Origin of the sequence: Candidatus Culexarchaeum yellowstonense, assembly GCF_024707025.1 — an archaeon.
Taxonomy (GTDB): domain Archaea; phylum Thermoproteota; class Methanomethylicia; order Culexarchaeales; family Culexarchaeaceae; genus Culexarchaeum.
This window is the reverse complement of sequence record NZ_JANGFQ010000119.1, coordinates 1-3143: the sequence shown is the minus strand read 5'-3', so window position 1 is coordinate 3143 and position 3143 is coordinate 1. Positions and strand designations below refer to the sequence as shown.

At 44.1% G+C, this 3143-nt stretch carries 5 protein-coding genes; 4 read left to right on the top strand and 1 reads right to left on the bottom strand.

Going from position 1 to position 3143, the window contains the following annotated elements; all coding sequences use genetic code 11:
- Nucleotides 1-507 (bottom strand): hypothetical protein (locus MRT15_RS09325; protein ID WP_304329817.1); only part of this gene is annotated, 507 nt, incomplete at its 3' end.
- A 224-nt stretch (nt 508-731) separates the two neighbouring features.
- On the opposite strand from MRT15_RS09325, the gene MRT15_RS09320 reads away from it, so the two are divergent.
- The 4 genes from MRT15_RS09320 to MRT15_RS09305 are packed head-to-tail and all read left to right on the top strand — an operon-like array spanning nt 732 to nt 3061.
- The gene (locus MRT15_RS09320) at nt 732-866 is read left to right on the top strand and encodes a hypothetical protein (protein ID WP_304329816.1); all 135 of its coding nucleotides are present in this window, start codon (nt 732-734) and stop codon (nt 864-866) included.
- Nucleotides 863-1315 carry a hypothetical protein gene (locus MRT15_RS09315; RefSeq protein WP_304329815.1) on the top strand — a complete coding sequence of 151 codons (453 nt, stop codon included), beginning with the start codon at nt 863-865 and terminating at the stop codon, nt 1313-1315. Before MRT15_RS09320 ends, MRT15_RS09315 begins: the two co-directional genes overlap by 4 nt.
- The gene (locus MRT15_RS09310) at nt 1305-2633 is read left to right on the top strand and encodes a hypothetical protein (protein WP_304329814.1); all 1329 of its coding nucleotides are present in this window, start codon (nt 1305-1307) and stop codon (nt 2631-2633) included. Before MRT15_RS09315 ends, MRT15_RS09310 begins: the two co-directional genes overlap by 11 nt.
- Nucleotides 2630-3061, top strand: a complete 432-nt coding sequence (locus MRT15_RS09305; protein ID WP_304329813.1) for a hypothetical protein — start codon at nt 2630-2632, stop codon at nt 3059-3061. The genes MRT15_RS09310 and MRT15_RS09305 overlap by 4 nt, the downstream gene beginning before the upstream one ends.
- Nucleotides 3062-3143: the final 82 nt, after the last annotated feature.

Below are 3143 nucleotides of genomic sequence, written 5' to 3'. Positions count from 1 at the left end.
AGCCTTTTCCCTCTCCTCCTTAAGCATCCTCTGAAGCTCCTCAACCTGCTTCTTCGTCTTTTCAAGCTCAGCCCTATAGTCCTTCCCCTTCACCTGTCTCTTTATTATCTCGGCAAGCCTGGGCTCTTCCTCCATCCTCTTGAGCATGTATTGGGCTTCCTCCATTATTGCCTTCTCCTCCTCCTTCTCAAGTCTCTCCATGCTCCTCTCAAGTGGAGGTCGAGGTGGGAATAGATGCTTTTCTTCAAGTTCCTTTATTGCTGTCTCCACGCTTGTATAGTCTTTTGCACTTTTAAGTGCTTCTTCAAGGTCGAAATCCTTTGGGCCTAGGTCTTGGGCTAGGCATCTCCTCGTGAACTCATATATGAAGTCCTTTATACCCTTAGTCTTCAAATTCTTCTTTAGCTTTTGCCACCAATCTTCATCCCCATATTCCCTTTCATAATATTCAAATTGCTCCTCAGCATACTTCTGTGCCTCCTCCCTAATCCACTCGTCCATTGACATTCAAGTTCACCGCCTCTCTTTCTTCATCTTCTCATATTTTTCAATCATCTTTAAGAGCTTCCGCTTCTCCTCGATAAGTTCTTTAAGCAGTTTTTTCACTTCCTCAGTTTCCCTATCTTCACTCATCTTCCCACCAAACTTTATTTCCCTCAACAATTATTTATTTTTGTTTTTGTAGTGGAAAAGTTTATATGTTTCTAGTAGTATTAGTAGTAGTGATAAGTATGGTTTTGGAGACTAAGGTTAAATGTGATAGGTGTGGGTATGTTTGGGTTTATAGGGGTGGAATGTTCTTTGCCACATGTCCAAGATGTTATAAGAAGGTTGATATTAGGAAGAATAGGGTGTGTGAGAAATGAAGGAGGAGGAGTTTAAGCCCAGCCCCAATCAGCTTGTGAGCATGAAGGGGGTTGCTGCTGATAAGACTTTGAGGGAGTTTGAGCAGATTCTCAGGTTTGATTTCGTAGTGTTTAAGGATGGAACTGTGAAGGGGCAGTTGACCTTTGATCGTAGGCACATTCATCAGCCAAAACTTTCCAAGCCAATGGGGTATGTTTGGTTCAGTGAATACTTCCAGCTCTTAGACCTTGCAAAGATGTTTATGACTGCAGCAATAGTTAAAAGCATGATTTCAAAGTATGGGACGATGATTCAGCCTGACAGCCCAATAGTTGAGGAGACAGTTATGATGGCATTCAACAGTCTAGTGGATTTGATGAAGCAGGACGTTCCATTCCTCTCTAGGCTATACTTGAAGAAGGTTGTTGAGAAGATTAGGGAGTTGAGGGGGGAGAAGAGTGCGAAGTAGGCGAAACGTTGAAGAGGAAATTTGGGTTACATGGGAAGAGTATAAGGCTCAAGAGGAGGAAATAAAGAGGCTTAGGGAGGAAATTGAGAAGTATAAGCCTCCAGTTGAGGAGATTCAGAGGAGGATTGCTGAGATTGAGGCTAGATTGAAGGAGCTTGAAGTTGAGAGGGGTATGGTTAGAGGCTTAATTGAGGCGGAGTTGAGGAGGCTTAGGGATGAGAGGGGTAGGGTTGAAGGCGAACTTAAGGGGGTTTTGGCGTTTCTTGAGGCTAGAGGGTTGAGGCATGTTTCACGTGAGGAGCTTGAGGCTGAGAGGAGGGAGCTTGGAAGCTTGAGGAGGAGGCTTAGAAGGCTTAAGGCGAAATATGATGAGGAGGTTAAGCGTAGCTGGGGAAGCTACTCTGCAAGGGCGATGCATGAGAAGGATGAAGCTGAGAAATTGAGGATTCTGCTCAAATTCAAGAGGTATGCAACTGATGAGGAGAGGAAGAGGATGGAGGAGGAGTTGAAGAAGCATGAGGAGGAATACAGGAAGTGGAGTGAATTGGCAGGTGAATATGCAAGTGAGATGAGGAGCCTTGAAGCCGAAATGGATGAGATTTCCAGGGAAATTGATAGGAGGACTGAGGAAATGAAGAAGAAGGTCGTTTCACCATGGGTTTTGGAGTATGAGGCTAGGCTGAGGGATATCGATTCGAGGATCGAGAAGGCTGAAAGGGAGGGTGAAGAGAGATTGAGGGAGATTGAGGAGGAAGCCTCCAGGCTTACGGCTGAACGCATGAAGATGCTTGAGGAATTAAGGAAGCCTGCCCCTCCACCTGAACTTGTCGAGAAGCTTAGGAAACTTGAGGAGGAGCATGGAAGGAAGAAGATTTACAGGAAGCTTCTTGCACTTCACAAGCGTTGGCAGTATGAGAGTCATAGGAAGGGGCATGACATAATGGTTGAGGGCATTGCAACAGTGATAATTGAGGGATGGGAGGATGAATGGGAATATAAGAGGAAATTGAACGATGCAATATGGCATGAAGTTGACAAGAGGTTTAGAGGGGGATATTGGGAGGTTGGATGGGAAGAGTTGAAGAAGATTTTCAGTGGACAGGAGGAGACCGTAGGCTTCCAAGTGAAGTACACTAAGCTCCCCCCAAGGGACATAGTCATCGAGGAAATAGATTGGACTTACACAATTGAAAAGGAAAAGATTGGAGAGAAGGATGGAAAGCCAATATATAAGAAGGTTCCAATATTGAGTTTGAAGGAAGCCACCGCCAAGTATCCATTTGTGAAGATAGCTAGAATTGAGGGTGAGGAGACATGAGTGAAGATTTGGTTTTCACTGATGAGATACTCTTGGATTTCGATAATAGTCATCCTGGGAAGGCTTTGGATGTGGAGAGGATAGGGTATATTGCGAGGAAGCTTAGACTAGAGTTCAAGGAGATAAAAGCCTATAGAACTGCAAAGGGATTCCATGTTTACATGAAGTTGAAGGAGAAGGTTCACCCAATAACCGCAGTGCTAATTCAAGCCTTAATGGGCTCAGACTATGCCAGGGAAGCATACAACGCCATAAGAGTATACAATCTACTTGCATTCCCAGAGAAATATCCACCATACATGTGGCAGGCATGGAACGTATTGTACAAGGAGAAATATGTGGATGGGAAACTTGTCTCAAAAGAGGAATACGATGAAGAGTTAACCAAGAAACTTTGGGAGGTGGTTAAAAGGCATGATGAAGAATGAGGAAACAAAAATGTGGATAACGGAAATCTATGTTGGATGGATGAAGGAAGACGAACTATCCAAACTCGTTGAAGCATTAAAA